Origin of the sequence: Kitasatospora sp. NPDC056446 (genome assembly GCF_042796115.1) — a bacterium.
Taxonomy (GTDB): domain Bacteria; phylum Actinomycetota; class Actinomycetes; order Streptomycetales; family Streptomycetaceae; genus Kitasatospora.
In genome coordinates, this window is sequence record NZ_JBHTRF010000117.1 from 1 (window position 1) to 19272 (window position 19272).

Consider the following 19272-nt stretch of genomic DNA (forward strand, 5'->3'; position numbering starts at 1 on the left):
GGTGTGTTATGTTTTTTTTTTTTACCACCACCCACCGTCTGGTTTTTCTCCCCCACCCCCTCCCCCCCCCCCACCGCCGGGGGGGGTGGGTTGGGGTTCGCGGGCCGGCCCCCCCCCCCACTCCTCTGGCTGTCGACAGCCGTCTCGGCGTGATCCGCTGACCCGCCCTACCTAACACCTGTGCGCGCTGCAAGCTCCCGTACGCCTGGCACCGTCACGGGCGCGTAGAGCAGGTCAGCCGTCAGAGCCCGGAGAGAAGGCCGACGTACCTCCTCGGGTGCCACGTGCTCGGTGAAACGCAGAGCGGCGAAGGTTCGGCGGTGATCGCCGAGGTTGTGCCACATACGGGCGCAGTCGGTGCCGTACCGCGCTTGGCGTTCCGCAGTCGGCAGCCGTCCCGGCGTGATCCGCTGCGCGTATGGAACGCCATCGTCGGGAGTACCGAGCACCGTGTGCACCCCGATCCAGTACAGGTCTACCTGCTCACTGGTGGCGTCAACCGTGAACAGGCGGCCGCCCGGTCTGGCGCCGAGGTCAGACAAGCGGACAACCTCTTCTTCGGCTCCGGCCATGAGGTCGAGAGCGTCACTTCGGCTCTGACTGCACCCGGCTGTGTACGCCGCCGTCAGCAGCAGTGTCGCGGCGACGGCCCGGGACACGTCACCGCGCCCCTGCGAGAGAGAGTCGGCGGTGCGACGCAGAAGGTCGACGGCGGCGGCCGGACGCCCGGAGCGCCGCATGGTGATCGCCAGGACACGAGCGGCCTCACCATGCACCACCGAGTCGCCGCTGGCCTGCGCCGCCGCCAGGGCCCGGTCCACAGCAGGCCAAGCGACGTCGGAGTGGGCCTTCAGCGCCAGCTCTGTCGCCAGCACCCACGCACGTGCGACACACGCACGGGCCTCCTCCCGGGATTGGCCGGACAACGCGTCGCAGGTCGCCTGCGCCGCGCCCAGCAGGCCGGGCAGTGAGGCGCCGAGATCCTGGTAGCGCGCAGACGTGAAGTGTGCGCGCGCCGAGGCGAGCCAAGCACGGAGTTCCCGCAAGGACACCGGCATGGACGGGCCCGGCTCATACAGGGCCCCGACGATCCCGGCCGACGCATCCTGGCTCGCAGCGGCCGACGAGGCCGACGGAAGCACCGCAACCCCGGCCGCCGCCATGCCGACCATGAGTAGCTGCCTGCGGAGCATGGCGCCCTCCTGATCCGAAGTCACATCTGCGGCCAGGGTAACGGTTTGCCCCGCCCTCAGAGAGTCAAGTCGGAGCCCCAGTGTCCGGGCGATCAGAAGAAGGGACTGCTCCGTCGGCCGCAGCCTACCTGCCTCGACTCTGCTGATCGCGGACGCCGAGTAGCCGCACACGTGTCCCAGCTGGACCTGTGTCATCCGCCGTGCGCACCGGGCGGTCCTGATGATCGCCCCGACCTGGCGTTGCTGAAGTGACACGGCGTCGCCCTTCGACTCCACGGACGCGGCCACGTTACTGACTGGGCGTGGCGGTTCGGCAGGGCGCGCACGGCGTATGCGAGGCACGCACAAGGCGTGCGGGAGCGCCTCGATGCTCTCCCCGTTCGGGCCGTCTCCGGATCTCCTGGTCGTGCCCGGCCGGCGCACCTCTGCCACTTCACCCTGAAGGGAGATGCCGTGATCATCATCCTGCTCGACGAACCCGTTCCCGACATGCGGCCCACCGACGCCCCTGCGCCCACTACGCTGCCGGAGCGTGGCCGAGAGACGAGCGGCCGGGCCTGCCCGGTCTGCGGATCGAGCGCCACGTACCAGACCATGGACGGCCGGTGGGGCTGCACCGCTTGCGGCTCCACGTGGGCCTGACGCGCCCCGGGAGGAACTGATGGCGGACTGTGGGCAGTGCCACGCCGCGCCTGCGGTGATCGAAGACTTGGACATGCAGCCCGCGCAGCCCTGGTGCCTCGGATGCGCCTCCGCTCTCGTGCGGGCCGGTGACCCGGTCCTCAACTACCGCCCGCTCGGCAGCGAGGACGAGTACGGGCGCGTCCTCGCCGGCGGGAGCACCGAGGCGCTGCGCTTCGGCTGACGGGCGGGGGAACAGGGAAGGGAGTGGGAAGTCGGCCGGGCCGACTTCCCACTCCCTTCCGGTTTCACGGGGTGGTGGTGGGTTGCGAAGTGGGGGGTGGGGGTCGGTGGTTGTGGGGGTGGTGGGTCCGGGCGAGGAGCAGAGCGAGGAGGAGGGCGAGGAGGAGGGCGATGGGGAGGAGGGTGCGGAGAGCCACGTGACCCTCGCTATGGCGGGGTTCAGGGGGCATCGGGGGTGGGGGTGAGGGTCGGGGTGGGGAGGTCGATCTCGGTCCAGACGGTCTTGGCGTTGGGGTGGCGGGGGATCGTGCCCCAGCGGTCGCAGAGGGCGTCGATGAGGGTGAGGCCCCGGCCGGACTGGGCGTTGGGGGTGAGGGCGGCGGGCAGGACGGGGAGTCTGTCACCCCTGGGGTCGCTGATCTCGATGCGCAAGGTGGTGCCCCGGCGCACGGTGGTAGTGAGGGCGAGGTGCAGTTCGAACCCGCGCCCCGCAACGCGTCCGTGCGTGATCGCGTTCGCCGCCAGCTCGGCAACGATGAGGAGCGCGGCGTAGAACGGCTCGGTGTGCGTGGAGTTCAGCCCCCAGGTGGCGAGTTGACGCCTGGCGAGGCGCCGGCAGATCGCGGCGCCCTTGGGGGTGGCGGCGAGGGTGGTGGTGTGGGTGCGGGGATTGCCGGAGGGGATTTCGGTCGTCATGGGAGAAAAGCGTGACGGCGCGGACGTACCCTGGCCATGCATTCGGCGGGCACTCAGAGTATCTGTACGGATGCGGACGGTCGGCGTGCCGGTCGTCCCGGACCAATCGGGCAAGGGGGCAGGTGGTACTCATGAGCGGTGTCGAGCGCACGGTGTTCGATGACGGTGAGACGGCGGAGAACTCGGACGGTGTCGCGGAGTTCTACAGCGCGGTGGGCAAGCTGATCAAGCACTTCCGCGAGCGGGCCGGCATCACGCAGAAGGAGCTGGCCAGGCTGACCGGCTACAGCGAGGACCAGATCGGCGCGATGGAGCGCGGGGTCCGCACGGCGAGGATCGAGTACCTGACGAAGGTGGACCCGATCATCAACGCGGGCGGAGCCCTGAAGCTCATCGCGGACGACGTGATGAGGGCGAAGATCCGGATGAGCGAGCGTCATCCGTCCTACTCCAAGGCCTTCACGTCGGAGGAGTACCGGGCCATCGAGATCCACCACTACGCCACGATGGTGATGCCGGGACTACTCCAGACCGAGGCGTACATCCGCGCTTTGTACGAGATGCGTCGGCCGATCCTCGCGCCGGAGCAGATCGACGAGTGGGTGACGGCGCGACTGGCCCGACAGGAGATCCTGACCCGCTGGCCGCTGCCGGTGATGACGTGGGTGATCGACGAGAGCGTACTGCGGCGCCCGCTGGGCGGGTGGGACGTGCACAAGGAGCAGCTCCAGCACCTGCTGAAGGTGGGGCAGATGAGGGGCCCCGAAATCCAGATCATGCCGCTCGACCGGATGAACCATGCGGGAATGGGCGGATCGTTCACGCTGCTGACCCCGCCCGGTAAGCCGCAGATCGGCTATGCCGCCGCACAGCACGTGAACCGTCTGATCACGGATCCGGTGGAAGTCCGTAATATGGCCGCACGGTACAGCAGTATCCGGGCCCAGGCCCTGGGGCTGAGGGAGTCCCTGGCCCTGATCGAAGCGATTCTGGGAGAGCGGTAGGCATGGCCGAGCTGACGTGGTTCAAGAGCAGCTACAGCACCAACGAGGACGCCGACTGCGTGGAGATCGCCGACACCCCCGGCACCGTCCACGTGCGTGACTCCAAGGACAAGAGCGGCCCGCAGCTGGCCTTCGAGCCGGATGCGTGGAAGGCGTTCGTGACGTTCGCCGCCACCACCGAGGTCTGATCCACCAGACCTCCCCTCAACGGCCCACCGTCTATCCGGCGGCGGGCCGTTGGCGTACCGTCATGAGCATGGAACTGGTCTGGTTCAAGAGCAGCCACAGCACCAACGAGGATGTCGCCTGCGTCGAGATCGCCTGGCGCAAGAGCAGCTACAGCACCAACGAAGAAGTCCAGTGCGTCGAGGTCGCCGATGCCACCGAAGCGGTCCTCGTCCGTGACTCCAAGGACAAGAGCGGCCCCCACCTCACCTTCGCGCCCACCGCCTGGACGGCGTTCGTGACGTTCGCCGCCACCGCCGAGGTCTGACCGGCCCCACCAGGTCGCTCGCAAAGTCGAAGCCGAAGAAGTAACGGCGCCCGTCACGTCATCCTTGTCCATGACGAGCGACCGTAGCGGGCCCGACCGACAGCCGCCCGCCGTACCGTCCGTCCCGTACAACCGCGAGGTGTCGGCGCCCACCAGCGTGCCGTTCGGCTGCCCGGGACCGTCCGCGCTGCTACGCCGTCCTCCGGCCGAGTTCGCCCAGCAGGCACACGTACGAACGGTCGGCCTTCTGCGGGTGCGGCTGTTCCACCCGCGCCGTGACGGTGAAGCCGGCCGCCGCCAGCAGCTCGGCCAGGCGCGCCGCCGGGACCAGGTGCGAGGTGTACGACACCGGATGGCCGTAGGCCGTCGTCGGGCTCAGCCGGGCGTCACCGGCGTGGCCGCCGAGCAGCAGGTGTCCGCCGGGGGCCAGCACCCGGGCGAACTCGGCGAACAGCCGCGGGAGTTGCTCGGCCGGGGTGTGGTGGACGGAGTACCAGGCGAGGATGCCGCCGAGGCTGTCGTCGGGCAGGTCGAGGGCGGCCATCGAGCCGTGGAGGAACCGGAGTCCGGGGTGGGCGCGGCGGGCGAGCGCGACCATCTCGCCGGACACGTCGACGCCGAAGGCCGTCAGGCCCAGTCCGCCGAGGTACGCCGTCACCCGGCCCGGCCCGCAGCCGAGGTCGGCGACCTCGCCGCCGCCCGTCTCCCGGACCAGTTCCGCGAAGGCGGCGAGCATCGCCCGGGACACCGGGTCCATGCCCTCGGGCGGGACGACGAGGCGGACGTAGTCGGCGGCGACGGTGTCGTACGACTCCCGGACGGCGGCGAGGCCGACGGCGGGGTCGGCGGCGGGGCGGGGGTCGGCGGCGAGGCGGGTCGAGCGGGCGGGTCCGGTCACCGCGCCACCCTACGACCCGACGAGCCGCCCGGCCTCGACCGCCTTCGCGGCCTTGGCGGTCCGCTGGGCGAACACCTTCTCCCGGCGGTCGGCGGTCTGCTTCATCATCCGCTTGCGGTCGCGGGCGGAGAGGCGGTCGATGTAGAGCCCGCCGTCGAGGTGGTCGGTCTCGTGCTGGAGGCAGCGGGCGAAGTAGCCGTCGCCCTCGATGGTGACCGGCTCACCGTGCTGGTCGACGCCGCGCACCACCGCGTGGGCCGGGCGGGCGAGCCGGGTATTGGCGCCGGGGACGGAGAGGCAGCCCTCGACCTCCTCGATCAGCGCGCGGCCGGGCTCCTGCGCGTCGACCACCGGGTTGAGCACGTGGCCGACGTGCCGGACACCGTCGTCGTCGACGCAGTCGTAGACGAACAGGCGCAGGTCCACGTCGACCTGGTTGGCGGCGAGGCCGCAGCCGTCGGCGACCTCCATGGTGGCGAACATGTCGTCGATCAGCCGGGCCAGGCGCTCGCTGCCGAAGTCCTCCCCGGTCGCCGGGCGGCAGCTGCGGCGCAGGATCTCCTCCCCCACCTCGGTGATCCGCAGGATGGTGGGACGGTCGCGCAGCTCGGACACTGAGGCTCCTTCACGGGACTGACTTCGAAACGGACTTCGAGCGGGGACGGACTTGCTGTCGACTTTGCAAAGTAGCAGACTTTGCAAAGTGACCGAAGACCTCGTCGGAACCGGCGTCCTCCCCGAGCACGCCATCCGCACCGCACTGCTGGAACTGCTCGCCGAGACCGGGACACTGACCTCCACCGAGGCCGCCGCCCGACTCGGCCACAGCTCGGGCCTGTGCTCGTTCCACCTGCGGCAGCTCGCCCGCCACGGGCTCATCGAGGAGGCCCCGGCGCGCGACGGACGGGCCCGGCCGTGGCGCCTGCCCGCGCCTCCGCAGCCGCAACCCCAGCTACAGCCCCAGCGGCAGCAACCCGGAGACGGTTTCGGCGAGTTGGCCCGGGGCCTGGAGGACGAGAGCTACCGGCACTGGCTCGCCCGGCGCGCCGAGGCCCCGGCCGACTGGCGGCAGGACGAGGCGTTCAGCGCCGTCGTCTACCTGACACCCGAGGAACTGGCCGCCGTCGGCGAGGCCGTCCGCCAGGTGCTCGCCCGCTACCGCGACCGCGAGGCCGACCCGGCCGCCCGGCCCGCCGGAGCCCGCCCGGTCGCGGCGGTGGCACGGCTCTTCCCCCTGCTCGACGGGCCCCAACTCGACGGGTAGTCGGCCGACGGGCCGCAGCTCGACGGGCAGTTCAGCCCCGGGGGACGCGCGCCCGCGCCGCCCGTACCACCGGCCCGACCACCAACCCCGCCACCGCGCCGATCGCCACGCCCTGCAGCCCGTCCCAGACGTCCTGCACATCGCAGGACCGGCCGATCACCGGCAGCGCGTAGTGCACCGCCGACACCGCGAACGGCAGCACCGCCGCCCCGACCAGGGCCACCGCCGCCCGCCGTCTGGTCCCCGCCAGCGCGGCCGCGAAGCCGACCGGGGCGTAGGTCGCCAACTTGAGCTCGATGTGCCGTACGTGCAACAGCTCGTACGGGGAACGCGGCCGGCCGCCCTCGACGGTGCAGTGCCGGACGGCGTCCTCGGAGAACCGGAAGGCCTCCGGCATCAGCGTCCCCACCACCACCCCGCCGAGCCCGAGCAGCAGCACGAAGCCCACCACCCAGTGGGCGCGCAGCAGCCGCCCCACCTGCCGGTTCAGCAGCGCCGCGGGCACCACCGAGAGCAGCAGCCCGGGCCAGAACATCGGCATCCCGCCGAGCACCCCACTGATCACTTCTCAACGGACGCGTCGAACACCCGCCCGGTTCTCACCCCGCCCGGAGGAATCCGCGGGCACCGCACCGCCCGGGTCACCGCACCGCCCGACTCGCCACGCCATCCGACCCACCACGCCGCCCGGGTCACCGCACGACCAGGTACCGCTGCTGGCTCGCCCCGCTCTCGCACGCCCCTTCGAGTGGCGCGCCGGTGCAGTACCCCGGCCCCGAGCTGTAGACGAGCCAGACGTACGTCCCGGCCATCCGCGGTGTGTAGCTCACGTGCTCACCGGGCTGCCAGGACAGGGTCTCCCAGCCCAGCTTGCCCGGCCGCAGCACACTCACCGACGAGCTGGTGCCGGTGGTGCTCCAGCTCAGGTCGACCGGTTGCCCGACCGCGACCACCGCCTGGTCGGCGGGCGCCGTCGGCTCCGGCGGCGCGGGCGCGGCCTGGGCCGGGTTCGGGACGGTGTCGCCGTCCGCCCGCACGTACAGGTAGCGCACCGCGCTCCACCCACTGCTGACCACGCTGGACGGGTTCGCGCCGACCAGGGCCCACTGGTACAGCCCCGCCTGGGTCGGCTTGAAGGTGCAGTCGGCGCTGGTCAGCCAACCGGAGCCCTGCCAGGAACCGTTGCCGAGGCGGGTGAACACCCGGGTCGCCGCACCGCTCCTGGTCCAGCTGAGCACGATCGAGCGGCCCACGGTCTGGGTGTCGTTGTCGCCCGGGGAGGCCGGGGACGGGGCGTGCGGCGTGCCGGTCGGCACCGAGTCGGGCGTGACGTCGTTCTTCCCGGACGAGTCGGCCGGGGCGGTGGCACTCGTACCGCCGGTCCCGCCCGTGGCCCCGCCGTTCACGCAGTCGGGCGGGACGCCGTCGTCCTTCGCGACCACGAAGCCGCCGTTGTCCAGGCCGCTCGAACCCCGCTCCCGCAGCAGGTACACCGGCACCAGCACCGCCGCCGCGATCAGCGCGCACAGGCTCGGCAGCAGCACCCACAGCAGCCGGACCCGGCGCCGCCGCCGCTCGGCCCGGTCGGACGGCTCCGTCGCCGCCGAGCCGCCCGCCTCCGACAGCCCGCCCGCGAGCACGGTCGGCGTCCGCGTCGCCTGACCAACGGGAGCGGCGGGAGCGGGCTGAACAGCGGGAACAGCCGGAGCGCCCTGAACAGCGGGAACAGCAGGTGCAGCAGGTACAGCAGGTACAGCCGACGGCCGGGGCTCCACCAACGGCGCCTCCGGCACCGGCGGCACGACCCGCAGCCCCTCCGGCAGCCACGACCCGGTCGCCCCCTCGTACGCCGGCGGCCCGAGCCGGGCCAACAGCTCGGCAGGCGTCGGCCGGTCCTCCGGACGCAGGGCCAGACAGGCCGCGACGACCGGGCGCAGCCCCTCCGGCACCCCGGTCAGGTCCGGCACCGCGTGCATGATCCGGTACAGCAGCACCTGCGGGTTGCCGCCGCTCCCGTACGGGGAACTCCCGGCGGCGTGGCAGAGCACCCGGCCGAGGCTGAACAGGTCGCAGGCCGGGCCGACCGGCCTGCCCGCGATCTGCTCGGGCGCCATGTAGCCGGGGGTGCCGAGGACCGTCTGGGTACGGGTGATCGAGACGCCGTCGAGAGCCCGCGCGATGCCGAAGTCGATGACCCGGGGCCCGTCGTCACTCAGCAGGACGTTCGACGGCTTGAGGTCCCGGTGCACCAGCCCGGCCGCGTGGATCGCCTCCAACGCCTCGGCCAACCCCGCCCCGAGGACCCGCAACACCGCTTCGGGCAGCGGACCGTGGGTGGCGACGGCCGCCTCCAGGGACGGGCCCGGGATGTAGGCCGTGACCAGCCAGGGCGGATCGCCGTCCGGGTCGGCGTCGACCACCTGGGCGGTGTGGAAGCCGCCGACCCGCCGGGCGGCCTCCAGCTCCAGGGCGAACCGCTGCCGGAACTGCGGGTCGGTGGCGAGGTCCCAGTGCACGCACTTGACCGCGACCAGCCGCCCGCCGGGCGAGCGGCCCAGGTACACCACGCCCATCCCGCCGGCGCCGAGCCGGGCCAGTAGCCGGTACCGGCCGCCGATCACGGTCGGATCGTTGGCTCTCAACGGTTCCACGTCCACCCCCGGCGCGACCCGCCCACGTCGCTGACTGTCCGTCAGCTCACCTGCCGTGCAACGGAATCATTCCAGCACCCGCCCCCGGAGAGAAGATCCCCGGGGTACCGCCCGGACCCGGTGGGGTCGGTGGGGTCGGTGGGGCTGGTGGGGCTCGGTCGGGCTCGGTGGGTCGGGGCCGGGAGGGCCTGGAGCCGCACAGCCGCGCAGCCGCGCAGCCGCACAGCCGCACAGCCGCAGGCCGGTCAGTGCGGGATCGAGGAGATCAGCTCCTGCGCGCCCTGCCGCTTGAGCGCCAGCGCCACCGAGGTCCCCAGGTCCTCCGGGTCGAGCGCGCCCGCCCACTCATGGGCGTCCAGCACCCGCTTGCCGTCGGGGGTGAAGACCCGGCCGCGCAGCGAGAGCCGCCCGTCCGGCTCGGCCTTGGCGTAGCCGGCGATCGGGCTGTTGCAGTGGCCCTGGAGCGCGTGCAGGAACATCCGCTCGGCCGCCGCCTCGCGCCAGGTGTCGTGGTGGCCGAGCGTGGTGACGGCGTCGATGGTCGCGCTGTCGTCCTCGCGGCACTGCAGGACGAGGATGCCGGCGCCGATCGGCGGGCACATCTCCTCGACGCCGAGGACCTCGGTGATCCGGGCCCGCTCGCCGATCCGCTCCAGGCCGGACACGGCGAGCAGCAGGGCGTCCGCGTCCCCGGCGGCCAGCTTGGCGAGCCGGCTGTTGGCGTTGCCCCGGATCGGGACGCACTCCAGGTGCGGGTGGGAGGCGGCGAGTTGGGCGGTGCGGCGGACGGAGGAGGTGCCGATCCGGGTGCCGGGCGGGAGTTCGGCCAGGGTGAGGCCGCCGGGGTGGACCAGGGCGTCGCGGATGTCGTCCCGGCGCAGGTAGGCGGCGAAGACGGTGCCGGCGGGCAGCGGGCGGTCGGCGGGCACGTCCTTGAGGCAGTGCACGGCGACGTCGGCTTCCCCGGCGAGCAGCGCGGCGTCGACCTCCTTGGTGAACGCGCCCTTGCCGCCCAGCTCCGCGAGGTCCCCGGTCCAGCGGTCGCCCGAGGTGGTGACCGGCACCACCTCGGTGCGCAGGCCCGGGTGCAGGGCGGCGAGTTCGGCGCGGACCCGCTCGACCTGGGCGAGTGCCATGGGCGAGGAGCGGGAGACGATGCGGATCAGCTCAGCGGTGGCCATGGCGCGATGATAGGGCGTCGAACACGCGCCGTTGACGCAACGTCAGCCGGATGGCGCGCAGTACCCTCGTCAACCGCCCGTGCGGCTCCGTCCGGCAGCAGCGGCGGACCGCCGCCGCTGCCGGACGGAGCGGCACGGAGCCCGCCCGTCGTACCGGGGCTCACTCGTTGTGCAGGACCTCCGCGATCGGCAGCCGGGCCGCCGACCGGGCCGGGACGAGGGCCCCGAGGACGGCGATCGCGACACCGGACAGGGCGAGGGCGGCGAGCATCGGGGCGCCCCAGACGTCGATCTGCGACTCCGTGAAGGCGATGATCCGGACGTGCTCGACGATCAGCCGGTGCACCAGGATCCCGAGCGGGATGCCGACGATCCCGCTGACCACGCCCTGCCAGGCCACCGAGGTGACCGTCATCGCGACGACCTGCCGGGGCGTCATCCCGATCGACTTCAGCATGCCGAGGTCACGGCGGCGCTCGCGGATGGTGAGCAGCAGGGTGTTGAAGACGCCGAGCGCGGCGACCACCGACAGCAGGACGGTGAACGTCGTGCTGAACGTCCGGATCGCGACGACGGACCCGTCCGAGCTCGCCGTGACCACCGAGGTCGACAGGCTCGGGTCGGCGTCCGTGACGGCCTTCCGGTAGGCCGCGGCGTCGGCGCCGTCGGCGAGCCGCACGTCGTACTCGACCACGTGCGGGTCGGGGGTGAGCTGGGCCCGGGTGGCGTCGTTGGAGGTGATCGCGTTGGCGTTGCCCTGGACCTCCTTGCCGACGAGGGTGACGGTGACCTGCCGGCCGTCCAGGAACAGGGTGATCCGGTCGCCGAGCTTCAGCCCGTGCTGGTCGAGGAAGGCCGGCCCGGCCTCGGCCTCGTTCAACCCGGTCGCCGGGCGGCCCTCGACCACGTCGAGCCGCCGGTGGTCGACCATGGCGTCGCCGCCGTAGAAGTTGGCGAACACCAGCTGGGGCTGGCCCAGGATGCCGACCCGGACCAGGCCCCGGACGGAGACCCGATCGGCGCCGGGGGCGCTGTGCAGCATCGCCTCGGTCTGCTCCGGGGTCAGCCGGGGCGCGACCTTGTTCTCCGAGAAGGCGCTGGTCTGCACGTTGACATGGGTGTTGCGGTCGGGCGCGGCCGCCGACTCGGCCAGGGTGCCGGCCACCCCGGTGGTCACGGTCACGGTGACCACGCCGAGCACGATCGCCGCCATGGTCAGCGCGGTACGGGCCGGGCGGGCGAAGGGCTGGCCGAGGCCCAGGCTGACCGCACGCGGCAGCCGGGTACCGCTCAGCCACCGCTGGACCTTCAGTCCGCGCCCGGTGCGCGGCGCGCTGCCGGCCGAGATGGCCTGGGCGGCGGAGAGCCGGCGGGCGCGCGAGGCGGGGACGAGCGCGGCGAGGGCGACCAGCAGCGGGACACCGAGCAGGGTGGCGGCGGGCAGCCAGCCGGCCGGCTCGATCACGGCGGTGCCGGTCGCGATCCCGGTGAACGCGGTCGTCAGGATCGGGTACGCCGCCGCCCAGCCCGCCGCCGTACCGAGGACGGTGCCGACGACCGCCGGCACCGAGACCATCGTCAGGTAGACCACCACCACCTGGCGCGGGGTGAAGCCGATCGACTTCAGCACGCCGATGTGCCGGTAGCCGGAGACCACCGCGCCGCTCACCACATTGCCGACGATCAGCGCGGCCACGACCAGGCCGAGCACGCCGAAGACCGTCATCAGCGGCAGATAGGCGTCGGCGCCCGCCGAGAAGGCCTGCTTGAGCACCAGGAAGGACTGCCCGCTGGTGACCGCGTCCTCGGGCAGGCCCTCGGTGGCGTTGTGCAGCGAGGCGGTCAGCTGCCGCTCGTCGGCCGCGTCGGTGAAGCGGTAGAGCATCTGCCGCCCGGTGGGATGCAGGGCCGCCGCCTGCTCGGGGGTGACCCAGCCCCCGGCCGACTGGCTCATGTCGGTGGCGAAGCCGACGATGGTCAGCTTCAGCCCGGCACTGGTGGTGAGTGACGTGCCGAGGAGCTTCGCCGAGCCGCCACCGGGGGTGTCGACGACCACCTCGCCGGGCGCGGTCGCCCAGCGGCCCGTCAGCACCTCCACCCGGTCCACCGGTGCGGCCGCCGGGTCGGGCCGGCCGACCAGGGTCAGCGGGCCCGGCGGGTGGCCCACCCAGTCCTCGGGGATGGTCACCACGGCCTGGTCGAAGGGCCCGGCGGCGGCCTCCACGCCCGGCCGGCGGGCGGTGGCGGCCAGCTGCTCCGCCGAGGCCTTGGCCGGGTCGAAGACGGCGGTGACGTGCGCGCCGCGCTCGGCCTCGAAGGCCGCGTCGAACGGGGCCCGGGCGGCACTGATCACCGCCAGCGCCAGCAGCACCGTCGCCGTGGAGCAGAAGACGACCAGGCCGATCACCAGGGTCTGCACCCGGCGGCGCTTCACCGCCGCCCGGGAGGCACGCCACACGGCGCCACCCTTCATGACGTGCCCTCCAGCATCCGCTCGCGCGCCACCTTGCCGTCGGCGACCTCGACCAGGCGGCCGGCGCAGCGGGTGGCCAGGGCCGGGTCGTGGGTGACGATCAGCAGGGTCTGCCCGATCTGGTTGAGGTCGATCAGCAGGTCCATCACCTGCTCGCCGGAGCGGCTGTCCAGCGCGCCCGTCGGCTCGTCCGCCAGCAGCAGCGCCGGGCGGTTCATCAGGGCCCGGGCCACCGCGACCCGCTGGCGCTCGCCGCCGCTGAGCGCGGCCGGGTAGACGTCCTTGCGGTGCGCGACGCCGAGTTCGTCCAGGAGCTCCAGTGCCCGGCGGCGGGCCTGGCGGGCGGTGGTGCCGGTCAGCTGGGCGGCGAGGGCGACGTTGTCGAGCGCCGGGAGGTCGTCGATCAGGTTGAAGAACTGGAAGATCATCCCGATGTGGCGGCGGCGGAACAGGGCCAGCCCGGTCTCGTTCAGCCGCCCGAGGTCCTGGCCCTGGACCCGGACGGTGCCGGCGGTCGGCCGGTCCAGCCCGGCCACCATGTTCAGCAGGGTGGACTTGCCGCACCCCGAGGGGCCCATCACGGCGACCGCCTCGCCCGCCCGGATCCGCAGGTCGACACCGTCGAGCGCCTTGGCGTCGCCGAACTCCTTGTGGACCCCGGTCAGCTCGACGACGGTCTGCGCGTCGTCGGGCCGGGAGGTCCCGTCGTGGTCGTTGCTCATGGTGGACGACGGTAGGCCCGGGCCTCCCGCCGGGACGTCCCACCCGGGGTGTAACCGCAGGCCGCCGTAGTACCGGGGATGTACGGGGGCGGCACCCCCGGATGATGTGGATCATGCGGTGGCCTGGGAAGCTGACGCCGTGTGGGGATCAGGATCGGAGTGGGCCGCCGTCGCGGTGGCCGGAACGGCGTGCGCGGGCGCCGGCTGGCTGGCCGTGGCGCTCGCCCGGGCACGGCGGCTGCACCGGGCGGCCATCGGCGAGCGCGGCTGGCTGCTGGAACGCGAGCGCGAGAGCGCCGCCCGTACCGCCGTGGACGCCGAACGGGCCCGGATCGCCGCCGAGTTGCACGACATCGTCAGCCACAACGTGAGCCTGATGGTGGTCCAGGCGGGGGCCGCCCGCGAGGTGCTGGCCACCATGCCCGACGAGGCGGCGGCGGCGATGGGCGCCGTCGAGGCCGCCGGCCGGGACGCCATGACCGAACTGCGGCACCTGCTCGGCCTGCTCGCCCCGGCCGCCGACGGCAGCGAGGAACCGGACGGGGGCGGCTTCGCGCCGCAGCCCAGCCTGGGCCGGCTGAGCCCGCTGATCGACCGCTTCGCCTTCGCCGGGCTGCCGGTCGAGGTCCGGATCTCCGGCGAACCCCGGCCGCTGCCGGCCGGCATCGACGTGACGGCGTACCGGATCGTCCAGGAGGCGCTGACCAACGCGCTCAAGCACGGGAACGGGGTGACGGCGGAGGTGACGGTGCGGTACGCGGACCACTACCTGCGGGTCGAGGTGCTCAACAGCGGGCCGAGCGTGCTGGCCGGCGCGCCCGCCCCCGGGGAACGGCGCAGCGACGGCCCGGCGGAGCGGCGGCCCGACGACACCGCGGAACGGCAGAACGGCGCCGGACGCGGGCCGGTGCCCGACGGCGCCGGACGCGGACTGATCGGCCTGCGCGAGCGGGTCGCCGTGTACGGCGGGGACCTGGACGCCCGGCGCCGGCTCGGCGGGGGCTACCGGGTCCGCGCCCGCATCCCGCTGGACCGGCCGTGACGGAGGAGACCATGGAGCAGCAGGATCGGCAGGACCGGCAGGGCACGCAGGGTCGAGGGGACCAGGGGGGCCGGTCGGACCGGCAGCAGCCGGAGGAGGAGGCGCGCCGCCCCCGGGTGGTGATCGCCGACGACCAGGAACTGGTCCGCACCGGCTTCCGGATGATCCTCACCGCGCGCGGCATCGACGTGGTCGCCGAGGCCGGCGACGGCGCCGAAGCGGTGGCCGCCGCCGTCCGGCACCGCCCGGACGTCGCCCTGCTGGACATCCGGATGCCCGGCATGGACGGCCTGGAGGCGGCCCGGCGCATCCTCGCCCGGGTGCCGGACTGCCGGGTGATCATGCTGACCACCTTCGACCTCGACCACTACGTCTACGCCGCGCTGTCCGCCGGGGCGAGCGGCTTCCTGCTCAAGGACGTCACCTCGGCCCACCTCGCCGCCGCCGTACGGCTGGTGGACACCGGGGACGCCCTGCTCGCGCCCTCGATCACCCGGCGCCTGGTCGAGCGCTTCGCGGCCGGCGCCCCGCGGCCGGCGCCCGGCGCGGACGGCCCGCCGCTGCACCGCGACCTCGCGCCGCTCACCCCGCGCGAGGCGGAGGTGCTCGCCCTGATGGGGCGCGGGCTGTCCAACACCGAGCTGGCGCGCGAACTCACCCTCAGCGAGTCGACGGTGAAGACGCACGTGGCCCGGATCTTCGCCAAGCTGAACCTGCGGGACCGGGCGCAGGCGGTGGTGCTCGCCTACGAGACCGGGCTGGTCGCGCCGGGCGGGGGCGACTGACCGACTGTCTGATCAGCCGTCAATGACCGTCCCGTCGGCCGGAATTCGCATGACAATCATCCGGCTCACTCATTAGAGCGAACTCCCTGGCGAATCCCCCATTTTGCCAGTTCATGGGGCAACATCTGCATGTCCGCGCCCGAACGGAACGAAGCACCTCGGGCGGCACCGCCCGGCATGACAGAAGACAACCGGCATGACAGAAGACAATTGGACAGGCCCGTGACGACCACTGCCCCCGTGTGGGACTGCCCCTTCCACCACACCGACGGCCTGGGGTTCGACCCCCTCCTCAAGCGGCTGCTCGCCGAGGCCCCGGTCGCGCGGATCCGGCTGCCGCACGGGGAGGGCGAGGCCTGGCTGGCCACCCGCTACGAGGACGTCGCCACGGTCACCACCGACCGCCGGTTCAGCCGCGCCGCGGGCATCGGACGCGACCTCCCCCGGATGACGCCCGCCCCGATCGCCCAAGCCGAGGCGATCAACCTGATGGACCCGCCCGCGCACAGCCGGCTGCGCCGCCTCGTCGCCCAGGCCTTCACCAACCGCCAGGTCGAACGGATGCGCCCGACCACCCAGCGGATCGTCGACGGCTACTACGACGAGATGGCCGAGCACGGCTCCCCCGCCGACCTGATGCACTTCCTCTCCAACCGGCTGCCGCTCACCACCATCTGCGAGCTGCTGGAGATCCCCGCGGGCGACCGCGACCGGCTGCGCGGCTGGGCCGTCGCGATGATGCGGATGGGCCCGGACAGCCGGGCCGGCCAGGAGGAGGCCAAGGCCGGGCTGCGCGGCTACTTCACCGGGCTCACCGCCGAACGCCGCCGCGCCCCGGGCGAGGACCTGCTCAGCTCGCTCGCCACCGCCGAGGTCGGCGGCGAGCTGCTGGACGACGACGAACTGGCCGTGATGGCGATGGTCCTGCTGGTCACCGGGCACGACACCACCACCTACCAGCTCGGCAACATCACGTACACCCTGCTCACCCACCCCGAGCAGCTCGCCAAGCTCCGCGCCGAACCCGACCTGCTGCCGCGCGCCCTGGAGGAACTGCTCCGCTTCATCCCGTTCCGCCAGGGCGTCGGCATCGCCCGGGTCGCGCTGACGGACGTCGAGCTGGGCGGCACGCTGATCCGCGAGGGCGAGGTCGTCCACGTCTCCTACCTGACGGCCAACCGCGACCCGGCCGTGTACGAGCGCCCCGACGAACTCGACCTCGACCGCGGCGATCCCACCCACATGGCCTTCGGCCACGGCCAGCACCACTGCCTGGGCTCGCACCTGGCCCGGATGGAGCTCCAGGTCGCCATCGGCACCCTGCTGCGGCGCTTCCCCGGGCTGCGACTCGCCGCCGAACCGTCCGAGCTCGACTGGGACTCCGGCTCGATCTGGCGCTTCCCCCGGACCCTGCCGGTCGCCTGGTAGCCGCCTCCCCGCCCGCTGCCCCGGCGTCCGCCACCCCGGTGCCGGGCGCCGGATGCCCGTTGCCCGGCATCCGGCGCCCGTACCGTTCCACGCATCCACCGGCCTGCCACAGGCCCCCATGGGGAGACCCACATCCATGGCAACACTCTGCCGCCCGGCCGTCGCCGTGCCCGAGCACGTCATCACCCTCGACGAGACCCTCGACCTGGCCCGCACCCTGCACGCCGGCCACCCCCAACTCGGCCTGGCCCTGCGGCTGATCGAGAACACCGGGGTGCGCACCCGGCACCTGGTCCAGCCGATCGAACGGACCCTCACCCACCCGGGCTTCGCCGTCCGCAACGAGGTGTACGAGCGCGAGGCCAAGCTCCGCGTCCCCGAGGTGGTCGAACGGGCCCTGGCACACGCCGAACTCACCGCCCGGGACATCGACCTGATGGTCTACGTGTCCTGCACCGGCTTCATGATGCCGTCGATGACCGCCTGGCTGATCAACACCATGGGCTTCCGCTCCGACACCCGCCAGGTGCCGATCGCCCAGCTCGGCTGCGCGGCCGGCGGCGCCGCCGTCAACCGCGCGCACGACTTCTGCCGCGCCTACCCCGGCGCCAACGTGCTCATCGTGGCCTGCGAGTTCTGCTCGCTCTGCTACCAGCCGACCGACCTGGGCGTCGGCTCGCTGCTCTCCAACGGCCTCTTCGGGGACGCGGTCGCCGCCGCGGTCGTGCGCGGACACGGCGGACACGGCGTGCAGATCGAGCGCAACGGCTCGCACCTCGTCCCGGACACCGAGAACTGGATCTCGTACGGGGTGAAGGAGACCGGCTTCCACTTCCAGCTGGACAAGCGGGTGCCGGGCACCATGGAGATGCTCGCGCCCGCCCTGCGCGGCCTGGCCGGCGAGCACGGCTGGGACGTCTCCGGGCTCGGCTTCTACATCGTGCACGCCGGCGGTCCGCGCATCCTGGACGACCTGTGCCGCTTCCTCAACCTGGAGCCCGCCACCTTCCGCTACAGCCGCGCGACACTCACCGAACGCGGCAACATCGCCAGTGCCGTCGTCTTCGACGCCCTCGCCCGGCTGTTCGCCGACGGCGGCGTCCCCGAGGGCACCACCGGGCTGATCGCCGGCTTCGGGCCGGGCATCACCGCCGAGATCTCCCTTGGCAGTTGGGTCGGCGCACCGACCGATCCACTGCGCCCCCGCCGCCCCCGCGCCATCTCCACGTCCGACATCGCCCTCGTCCATCCGACCGTCCCCCGCCGTTTCCCGGCCGGCACTACCATCACCGAATGACAGACACCACGGAACGCGCCGACACCTCCGACAGAGCCGACGAACTCGCCGCCCGTTACCCGGCGTTGCATGCGCCGCAGTACTGGAACTGGGGGCACTACGACGCCCGCTTCTCCACCGTTCTGCCGCCGGACGCCCTGGTCACCAACATCCACCTGGTCGGCTTCGCGGACGGCGAGGTGGTGCTCTGCCGGGACGACCGGGACCACTGGTTCCTGCCCGGCGGCACCCGGGAGCGGAACGAGAGCGTCGACGCCTGCCTGGAGCGCGAGCTGCGGGAGGAGGCGGGCGCCCGGCTGCTCGGCGAGGCGGGGTGGCTGGGAGCGCACCGGTGCCGTACCGAGGACCCGGTGCCGTACCGGCCGTGGCAGCCGCACCCGGAGAAGGCCTGGCTGTGGGGCTGGGGCGAGGTCGTACTGGACTCCTCGCCGACCAACCCGGCGGACGGCGAGCAGGTGGTCGAGGTCCGTCCGGTGCCGGTCGCCGAGGCGCAGCGGCTGCTGCTGACCGGGCACGACGCCTGGTGGGGCGAGCTGATCGGGCTCGCGGTGGAGCTGCGGCAGCGCGCCGGGCTGGGCTAGAGACCCGGGGCGAGGCCTGGGCGGGGCGAGGGCCCGGCCGGGGCCGGGGGCTCCGGGGCGGGGTCTGGTGACGGCTGGAGTATTCCCGCGGTCGGGGAAGATCACTGGAACGGCGGAACACTAGGCGCCGATGTCCGTTTTACGGTGATATGACTCGGCCATGGACACCTACCTGTTGGCCGCGACCGACTACCCGCTGCTCAACATCTTCTGGACCATGCTGGAGCTGTTCCTCTGGATCCTCTGGTTCTTCCTGCTGTTCAAGATCATCACGGACATCTTCCGCAGCCACGACCTCAGCGGCTGGGGCAAGGCCGGCTGGCTGGTCCTGGTGATCATCCTGCCCCTGATCGGCGTCCTCGCGTACCTGATCGCCCGCGGGAACTCGATGGGCAAGCGCGACGTCGCCCAGGCGCAGCAGACCGAGGCCGCCTTCAAGGCCTACATCAGGGACGCGGCCACGACCGGGCCCACCGGCGGCGGCAGCCACGCCGACGAACTGGCGAAACTGGCGGACCTGAAGGAGAAGGGCGCCATCTCCGACGAGGAGTACCAGAAGGCCAAGGACAAGATCCTGTCCTGACGGACCGGCCGTGACGGGCCCGGCCGTGACGGGCCCGGCGGCAGCCGGCACGACAGGACAGGGCAGGACAGGCACGACGGCGGCGGGCTGCCGCTCGGCGCCACGGTCGCCTTCGGC

21 protein-coding genes are annotated in these 19272 nt (G+C 72.8%); 12 read left to right on the forward strand and 9 right to left on the reverse strand.

All coding sequences use genetic code 11. The features are described 5' to 3' along the window. Nucleotides 1–167: 167 nt before the first annotated feature. The gene (locus tag ACFQ6N_RS38130) at nt 168–1481 is read right to left on the reverse strand and encodes a helix-turn-helix domain-containing protein (RefSeq protein WP_380658718.1); all 1314 of its coding nucleotides are present in this window, start codon (nt 1479–1481) and stop codon (nt 168–170) included. 165 nt (nt 1482–1646) lie between these two features. Between ACFQ6N_RS38130 and ACFQ6N_RS38135 the strand changes: the two genes are divergently transcribed. After that, nucleotides 1647–1835, forward strand: coding sequence for a hypothetical protein (locus ACFQ6N_RS38135; RefSeq protein ID WP_380658719.1), 189 nt, complete (start codon nt 1647–1649; stop codon nt 1833–1835). A gap of 73 nt (nt 1836–1908) precedes the next feature. Continuing rightward, entirely contained in the window at nt 1909–2058 is a 150-nt protein-coding gene (locus ACFQ6N_RS38140) for a hypothetical protein (RefSeq protein WP_380658720.1), read from the forward strand. Between the two features lie 218 nt (nt 2059–2276). On the opposite strand, the gene ACFQ6N_RS38145 is transcribed toward ACFQ6N_RS38140, so the two are convergent. Further along, on the reverse strand, nt 2277–2753 hold the full coding sequence (locus ACFQ6N_RS38145) for an ATP-binding protein (RefSeq protein ID WP_380658721.1): 477 nt from the start codon (nt 2751–2753) through the stop codon (nt 2277–2279). 131 nt (nt 2754–2884) lie between these two features. Here ACFQ6N_RS38145 and ACFQ6N_RS38150 point away from each other — a divergent pair, with 131 nt between their 5' ends. The 3 genes from ACFQ6N_RS38150 (at nt 2885) to ACFQ6N_RS38160 (ending at nt 4250) form a co-directional block, all read left to right on the forward strand. After that, a complete protein-coding gene (locus ACFQ6N_RS38150) occupies nt 2885–3757 on the forward strand; it encodes a helix-turn-helix domain-containing protein (RefSeq protein WP_380658722.1) in 873 nt (290 codons plus the stop codon). A gap of 2 nt (nt 3758–3759) precedes the next feature. Beyond that, entirely contained in the window at nt 3760–3945 is a 186-nt protein-coding gene (locus ACFQ6N_RS38155) for a DUF397 domain-containing protein (protein ID WP_380658723.1), read from the forward strand. Between the two features lie 62 nt (nt 3946–4007). Then, the gene (locus ACFQ6N_RS38160) at nt 4008–4250 is read left to right on the forward strand and encodes a DUF397 domain-containing protein (protein ID WP_380658724.1); all 243 of its coding nucleotides are present in this window, start codon (nt 4008–4010) and stop codon (nt 4248–4250) included. 190 nt (nt 4251–4440) lie between these two features. Here ACFQ6N_RS38160 and ACFQ6N_RS38165 read toward each other — a convergent pair whose 3' ends face one another. Both ACFQ6N_RS38165 and def read right to left on the reverse strand, forming a co-directional pair. Beyond that, a complete protein-coding gene (locus tag ACFQ6N_RS38165) occupies nt 4441–5148 on the reverse strand; it encodes a class I SAM-dependent methyltransferase (protein ID WP_380658725.1) in 708 nt (235 codons plus the stop codon). A 9-nt stretch (nt 5149–5157) separates the two neighbouring features. After that, nucleotides 5158–5763, reverse strand: a complete 606-nt coding sequence (gene def, locus ACFQ6N_RS38170) for a peptide deformylase (protein WP_380658726.1) — start codon at nt 5761–5763, stop codon at nt 5158–5160. Between the two features lie 88 nt (nt 5764–5851). On the opposite strand from def, the gene ACFQ6N_RS38175 reads away from it, so the two are divergent. Next, nucleotides 5852–6412, forward strand: a complete 561-nt coding sequence (locus ACFQ6N_RS38175) for a winged helix-turn-helix transcriptional regulator (RefSeq protein ID WP_380658727.1) — start codon at nt 5852–5854, stop codon at nt 6410–6412. 31 nt (nt 6413–6443) lie between these two features. Here the strand turns inward: ACFQ6N_RS38175 and ACFQ6N_RS38180 are convergent, their stop codons facing one another. The 5 genes from ACFQ6N_RS38180 to ACFQ6N_RS38200 all read right to left on the reverse strand — a co-directional run bounded on the left by ACFQ6N_RS38180 (nt 6444) and on the right by ACFQ6N_RS38200 (nt 13439). Further along, nucleotides 6444–6977, reverse strand: coding sequence for a hypothetical protein (locus ACFQ6N_RS38180; RefSeq protein ID WP_380658728.1), 534 nt, complete (start codon nt 6975–6977; stop codon nt 6444–6446). Nucleotides 6978–7104: 127 nt separating this feature from the next. Then, nucleotides 7105–9054 carry a protein kinase gene (locus ACFQ6N_RS38185; protein WP_380658729.1) on the reverse strand — a complete coding sequence of 650 codons (1950 nt, stop codon included), beginning with the start codon at nt 9052–9054 and terminating at the stop codon, nt 7105–7107. Between the two features lie 254 nt (nt 9055–9308). After that, on the reverse strand, nt 9309–10244 hold the full coding sequence (gene hemC, locus ACFQ6N_RS38190) for a hydroxymethylbilane synthase (RefSeq protein ID WP_380658730.1): 936 nt from the start codon (nt 10242–10244) through the stop codon (nt 9309–9311). Between the two features lie 160 nt (nt 10245–10404). Further along, the gene (locus ACFQ6N_RS38195; RefSeq protein ID WP_380658731.1) at nt 10405–12717 is read right to left on the reverse strand and encodes an ABC transporter permease; all 2313 of its coding nucleotides are present in this window, start codon (nt 12715–12717) and stop codon (nt 10405–10407) included. Continuing rightward, a complete protein-coding gene (locus ACFQ6N_RS38200) occupies nt 12714–13439 on the reverse strand; it encodes an ABC transporter ATP-binding protein (RefSeq protein WP_380658732.1) in 726 nt (241 codons plus the stop codon). Before ACFQ6N_RS38200 ends, ACFQ6N_RS38195 begins: the two co-directional genes overlap by 4 nt. Nucleotides 13440–13557: 118 nt before the next feature. On the opposite strand from ACFQ6N_RS38200, the gene ACFQ6N_RS38205 reads away from it, so the two are divergent. The 6 genes from ACFQ6N_RS38205 to ACFQ6N_RS38230 all read left to right on the forward strand — a co-directional run bounded on the left by ACFQ6N_RS38205 (nt 13558) and on the right by ACFQ6N_RS38230 (nt 19155). Continuing rightward, nucleotides 13558–14481: a sensor histidine kinase gene (locus ACFQ6N_RS38205; protein ID WP_380658733.1), complete on the forward strand. Its 924-nt coding sequence runs from the start codon at nt 13558–13560 to the stop codon at nt 14479–14481. An 11-nt stretch (nt 14482–14492) separates the two neighbouring features. Continuing rightward, entirely contained in the window at nt 14493–15266 is a 774-nt protein-coding gene (locus ACFQ6N_RS38210) for a response regulator (protein WP_380658734.1), read from the forward strand. Between the two features lie 222 nt (nt 15267–15488). Further along, the gene (locus tag ACFQ6N_RS38215; protein ID WP_380658735.1) at nt 15489–16694 is read left to right on the forward strand and encodes a cytochrome P450; all 1206 of its coding nucleotides are present in this window, start codon (nt 15489–15491) and stop codon (nt 16692–16694) included. Nucleotides 16695–16830: 136 nt separating this feature from the next. Continuing rightward, nucleotides 16831–17991 carry a type III polyketide synthase gene (locus tag ACFQ6N_RS38220; RefSeq protein ID WP_380658736.1) on the forward strand — a complete coding sequence of 387 codons (1161 nt, stop codon included), beginning with the start codon at nt 16831–16833 and terminating at the stop codon, nt 17989–17991. Further along, nucleotides 17988–18572 carry an NUDIX hydrolase gene (locus ACFQ6N_RS38225; protein WP_380658737.1) on the forward strand — a complete coding sequence of 195 codons (585 nt, stop codon included), beginning with the start codon at nt 17988–17990 and terminating at the stop codon, nt 18570–18572. Before ACFQ6N_RS38220 ends, ACFQ6N_RS38225 begins: the two co-directional genes overlap by 4 nt. 160 nt (nt 18573–18732) lie before the next feature. Then, complete coding sequence (locus ACFQ6N_RS38230) at nt 18733–19155, forward strand: SHOCT domain-containing protein (RefSeq protein WP_380658738.1); 423 nt, start codon at nt 18733–18735, stop codon at nt 19153–19155. Nucleotides 19156–19272: the final 117 nt, after the last annotated feature.